Raw genomic sequence first — 5,418 nt, forward strand, 5'->3', positions numbered from 1 at the left:
AAACTGTCCGGATTTCAGTTTAAGGGCGCATCGGATTTCAAGCTGATGAATCGCACGGCCGTCGATGCGTGGTTAAAAATGCGCGAGCGTAATGTGTTCTTTCGGGGAATGACTGTCTGGATGGGTTTCACTACTGTGCAGATTCCTTTCGAAGTAGCTCCACGCTCCGCAGGCAGATCGACTTGGTCTATTTTAAAACGCCTAAAACTTGCTCTCATCGGAATAACTGCCTTTTCGTCGTTTCCACTGCATTTGGTTACATTTGCAGGCGCGGTTTTCCTGGGCTTGTCAGTCATTTTGGGGGTGGAGACCCTGTACCTAAAACTGGCAGGGCAAGCGGTCAGCGGTTTCGCCACCGTCATTCTCTTGGAGCTAATCATCGGAAGTTTCCTAATGATCAGCCTCGGAATCATCGGTGAATATCTTGCCCGGATTTACGAAGAGGTAAAAGGCCGGCCTCGTTATATAGTAGCTGAATCAATCGAATCCGATCTTCAGTCGAGGCAGCGTTAGCCTGGCCCTCGTCGATCCGCCACTTCCCGCTGCAGCGGAAACTTGGGCTTTTGGGAATGACAGCTATCGTTCACGTGCGGGGATTGCTCTCGCTGGAAGGAATTTTCGGATTCGATTACACGCACACGCAAGCAGAGTGAGAGATGCTCAAAGAGCGCTCCAGCGCTCTTTAGGGCGAGGGCTCCGTAGCACGCACCGTCAACTTGCCGATCAGTCTGCGCTTAGGTAGCGCCGCATAAAGTCTAAACTCGTAGGTGCTACCGCGAGCGATCCAAGGTGCGTCTTGGGAGCCGCTGGCACCGCGGACAAAGAGCTGCTCAGGGTTGCCGTCGTGGGAAACCCATACCTCGGCCTCGGAATGGTTGGGCATGTTCCAGCTGATCGTAGTTTTTCCCGGCGCTGAGGGCGATTGGAAAATCACCGGCGATGCGCTTAACGGTGGAATTGTTTCCGACGTGACGGCCGTTGTTCTCACGGGTGCGCTGCTCATGCCGTCATAAAGCCGGAACTCCCATCTTGACCCCGTTTCGATGTCAAAAATCCTCATTCCAGCAGGGCCCTCCGCAAAACGCGTTTCGGGCTGGCCGTTTATGGACAAGCCCACGTGCGCGCCAGCGCCGGAGTGACTGTTCCAGGAAATTGAACTCCTGCTTTGCTTTGCGCCAGGGGATCGCACCGCTGGATTTGGAATCGCGCTCAGGTTCGGCTCGCAATCCGAAGAGATCTCGCGAAGCGAATAATCATCGAGGCACGCGGTGCCGCTGTGTGTAACGGCGTAGATCATCGCGTAACGGCTCCCTGCCGGAGCGAGGAACTCATCGCGCGCAGGCTGCCATTGGCCGGTCGCTTCTACGACACGAATAGCAGCGGTGGAAGGCTCCAAAGGATGTTGTGCTGCGTCGAGCCATATCACCTGAAGACGAACCTGTGCGGGTTTACTTCTCGCGCGCCGGTTAAAGAGCTCAAGAAGATAACAGCGACCCGATTCAATTGGAATGGGATTGGACACGAGATAGTCGGAGGTTGTGACGCAGCAACTGTTGCTTCCGTTGTGCGCCTTAGTGCCAGAGCGACCGATTCTCGGGTGACCTACTAGTGTCCATCCCTGGATCTCGCCGCCGCTTTCAGATTCAAATCCAGGGTTAGAGACTAATTCCCCGCTCAAAGGCTGAATCTCCCGGCTCTTTAATTTGTAGACATGAATCCCTTCCAACGCTGTGACTTCCTGTAAGCGGCTGCTATCCCGAATTGCCGGTTCCAAGGAAGCCCAGGTCTGCCAAAGCTGCCAGAATTCACTGCCGCGCTGATAAAGCTTTTCATCAACGAGCACGAATCTCGTTCCCCATCGTTGCAAAAGATCGAGCGCCTGGGGTGAAGGAAACGTGCTCAGTGTCTCAAAGTAACGCAAATTGGGTGGGTTACTTCCGTAACCCATGATGATTTGTTTACCGCTGAGACGGGTAGAGTACATCGCGGGACCGCTGTAGGCATGCTCCGGAATAGGGTATTCCATGACGGCAAACTTTCCCGGCTGTGCGGCTAGCCAGCGATCAACCGGCCGCGGCGCTACCAGCGCCATTCCAAAAGGAACAGCCATACTGTCCAGTGTTGCCAGACTTATGACGATAATAGCGACGGCATGCCGGGCGATAGCCCGGCGAGGAAGCAGCTCGAGGAGGTAGGTCAAGCCTTTCGCCGCTAATAGGCTGACAGCCAGTTCTAAAAACAAGCCCATTCGGGCCCAACAGCGAAGAAAACTAAATGGTGGAATGTCTTTAAGCGCCAGGACGGGTAAAGGGATGTGAGAAAGTGGCGCGAGGTTTGCAGCACTGCGAAGCGAAGGCGGATGGACGAAGTATAGAGTCGGACCCAAGGCCAACACGAACGCCCCTGCACCCATTGCGATTAACCCGGCTGTAATGCGCCGATCCTTGGAACGGATGATACCTAACAAAGCTAGGGGAACGATCAAGGTTCCCAGATAAACTTCCCACTCTCCCCAGAGGCCATTGGCGCCGGAGCGCCAATGTTGAGCTATCCAGCGACCAAAAAGCGGATGGCGAACTGAAGGAATAAAGAAATCAGCCACGCTTGCCGAGAACGCCTGTGATTCTTCAAGAGACCGCGTCTCCATTGTTCCATGCTTTAGCGCCAGCACGTAAGGCACCGCGAATGGAAGTACTAGCACAGCGCTACAGGCGACCGCTGCTAACCCAGGTTTGATCAGCCGAGCCAATCGCTTTGGGTGCTTGAAGTAATTGAGACGAAGACTGAGATAGAGAACGGCCGCTATGGGCAATAACGAAGCATAGTACCAGCTAACTAAAGCGCTCAAGCCGTAAAACAGCCCAGTCAGGAGACCGTGACGAAGACCAGGTTGTCGCACCGTGCGTTCGAGATATAAAAAGAAAAAAGGTATCCATTGAGTCGAAGCGAGTGAAAGGTGTCCGCCTGCGTGCGCGAAATGGTAGGAGCAAAACCCAACACCTATTCCTGCGACCAATGCACCAGGGAAGCCAGCTCGCAACGCACGTGCCAGCAGAAAGGTCGCGAAGCCTGTCAGAGCAAAAGAGGTTATGATCAGCAGGTTATATGTGGCAACTTCGCCCAGCGACCGTGTGAGCGGGACGGATACCAGAATAGTCGCCGGTGAAACTTCCCCTAAATTTCTAAACAGGCTAAAGCCAAACGGAAAATAAATAGAGGGGTCGAAGAAAGGGGAGCGATGTAGATCGATGATGGCATGTGCCGTGTACCAGAGCGCCCAGAGAAACTGAAAATTGTCGCCCGGATAAGCGCCCAACACTCGATCACGAAGATGGACGAGAGCAGGCCAAGTTACAACGATCGAGAGGATGACGTAGAAGGCCAACGCCAGCAGGTTTTGCGAGAGCTTGGGCCTGTGCTTCAACGTATCTCCTATGTTAAACATATTTGACAGCAAATAGGGATTACTGATGTAATTCGTGGCCAGAAGGCTATTGATCCCCTTAGAGGTCTAAGGATCGTTTATAGGACTGCTTTTGTCGCGGGATCGGCAGGCCGCCCGGTTTATTCAACGTCTCAGTTAGCCGCTGAGCCCGTTGATACGCATTATCCATCGTTGCCACATACCTCACGCGCTCTCGAAAGGCACTCTCCATTTCATCAGCCGCAGCGGACGACGCCTCGGCGGGCTGGAAAGTTCGGTCGACTTTAGCAGAAAGCTGCATCGCCTCGTCAGGTTCGAGCCAGATCATTATGCCAGGTCAAAACGTCTGTCCCAGCGAATGCCGAGATGGATGCAACTAAGAGGACGATCGCAACAATATTTATTGCGAGAATACGCAGTGAATACCCAAGCTGATGAACCATGCCGGCGTGTTTCGCAAAAATGATAGAACCATGTCAACCAAAAAATGGATGTTCCGCTGAACGAGGGATGTAATGAATTATCAGTTTTGACGGTTGTTCCTGGCGCTGGACGAGCGTCATCTAGTGGCAGGCGCGTGGCCTGCAAGATCGCGGCGGATTGCGGCTCGACAGGCGGGTGAGTTAGCCTCCTTGCGGGTTTGCGTTTGTGATCGTATTCAGTACGTGTCTTTTCCGCGCGCCGATTAAGCGGAGTGGTCACTCTCGGGTGAAGATTGCGTGGATGGCGCTTTAGATACAATGCATATCACACACAGAGGGGCAGAGATCGGCACGAACCTCGAATATCCCGCGTGTCCCCTATGTGACAGCGACCAGCGCCAGTGTCCCTTTCGTTTACCCGGACCCTATAACGTGGCGCACTGCACGGCGTGCGGCGTCCACTACCTTTATCCACGACTCGTCGAGAGCGCGATGCAGGAGACCTATCGCCAATCGTCGTATTACGAAGGCGGCGCGTGCGGTTACGCGGACACCAGCTACGTTGCACAACAGCCAGCATTGCGTGCGACATTCAAACGCCTCCTGCACAATCTTGCCAAACGCGGATTAACCAGCGGCGACCTGCTGGAGGTCGGCTGCGGCTATGGATACCTGCTTGACGAGGCGCGCTTATTCTTTAATCGCCGCGTTGGGACGGAATTCTCGCGCGAGGGGGCGGAGATCGCACGCGCGACAGGCGCTGAAGTGTTTGTCGGGGGCGTTGAACAGGTTCCGCCTGAGCTCAAATTCGATTGCGTGATCGCGACGCAGGTAATCGAGCACGTTTACATACCCCTATCGTTCGTCAAGCAATTGGCCAACCGTGCGAGGGACGGGGGCCACATTTTTCTCGCTACTCCCGACATAGGCGATGTATTGAGGAAGTTGATGGGTCACCGTTGGCCATCTTTCAAGATGCCTGAGCATGTGCTCTACTTCGATCTACAAACACTGAGTTCGTTGATGCGTCGAGCCGGTCTGACCGATGTTCGCAAGCTTCCTTACCCGCATGCTTTTCCGTTGGATTTGATCGCAGCTAAATTCGGCTTCGCGCTACCCTCTGTGCTGGCGCGTCTCAAGGTATTCGTGCCCGCCACGACAGTTGCTGCTTATGGACGAGTCCCAAACACCTAACACGGAAACAAGACAGCCCTTGCTTTCGGTTGTTATGCCCGTTTTTCGCGAAGCCGCTCATCTGCCAGCTGTTTTGACAGCGGTCCGCGGCTCTTTAAGGCCGATGCAATTTGCCCTACGAACTCGTGCTTGTTGACGATGGTTCACCTGACGATACCTGGCGCGCGATAGCAGCCGAAGCGAAAAGCTGTCACGCGGTCCGTGCTCTCCGCCTGAGCCGCAACTTCGGCAAAGAGTCAGCGCTCTGCGCAGGGCTGGAGCGCGCCCGGGGCGACGGGTAATCGTGGTGGACGCCGACGGACAACACCCGCCGTCGCTTCTTCCGGATATGGTACGCCTGTGGCAGAGCTCGGGCGCTGACATTATAGAGGCAGTTAA

5 protein-coding genes are annotated in these 5,418 nt (G+C 54.6%); 3 read left to right on the plus strand and 2 right to left on the minus strand.

The genetic code is table 11. The features are described from left to right. On the plus strand, positions 1 to 513 hold a 513-nt coding region (locus tag DMG62_21730), incomplete at its 5' end, for a glycosyltransferase (GenBank protein PYY20824.1). 169 nt (positions 514 to 682) lie between these two features. Here the strand turns inward: DMG62_21730 and DMG62_21735 are convergent. Continuing rightward, positions 683 to 3,424: a hypothetical protein gene (locus tag DMG62_21735; GenBank protein ID PYY20825.1), complete on the minus strand. Its 2,742-nt coding sequence runs from the start codon at positions 3,422 to 3,424 to the stop codon at positions 683 to 685. Positions 3,425 to 3,503: 79 nt separating this feature from the next. Next, positions 3,504 to 3,752 carry a hypothetical protein gene (locus tag DMG62_21740; protein PYY20826.1) on the minus strand — a complete coding sequence of 83 codons (249 nt, stop codon included), beginning with the start codon at positions 3,750 to 3,752 and terminating at the stop codon, positions 3,504 to 3,506. 412 nt (positions 3,753 to 4,164) lie between these two features. On the opposite strand from DMG62_21740, the gene DMG62_21745 reads away from it, so the two are divergent. Further along, entirely contained in the window at positions 4,165 to 5,040 is an 876-nt protein-coding gene (locus DMG62_21745) for a hypothetical protein (GenBank protein PYY20827.1), read from the plus strand. 110 nt (positions 5,041 to 5,150) lie between these two features. Next, positions 5,151 to 5,321 (plus strand): hypothetical protein, encoded by a 171-nt coding sequence (locus tag DMG62_21750; GenBank protein PYY20828.1) that lies wholly within the window; start codon positions 5,151 to 5,153, stop codon positions 5,319 to 5,321. Positions 5,322 to 5,418: the final 97 nt, after the last annotated feature.

The sequence above is a fragment of the Acidobacteriota bacterium genome, assembly GCA_003225175.1.
Classification (GTDB): Bacteria; Acidobacteriota; Terriglobia; order Terriglobales; family Acidobacteriaceae; genus Gp1-AA112.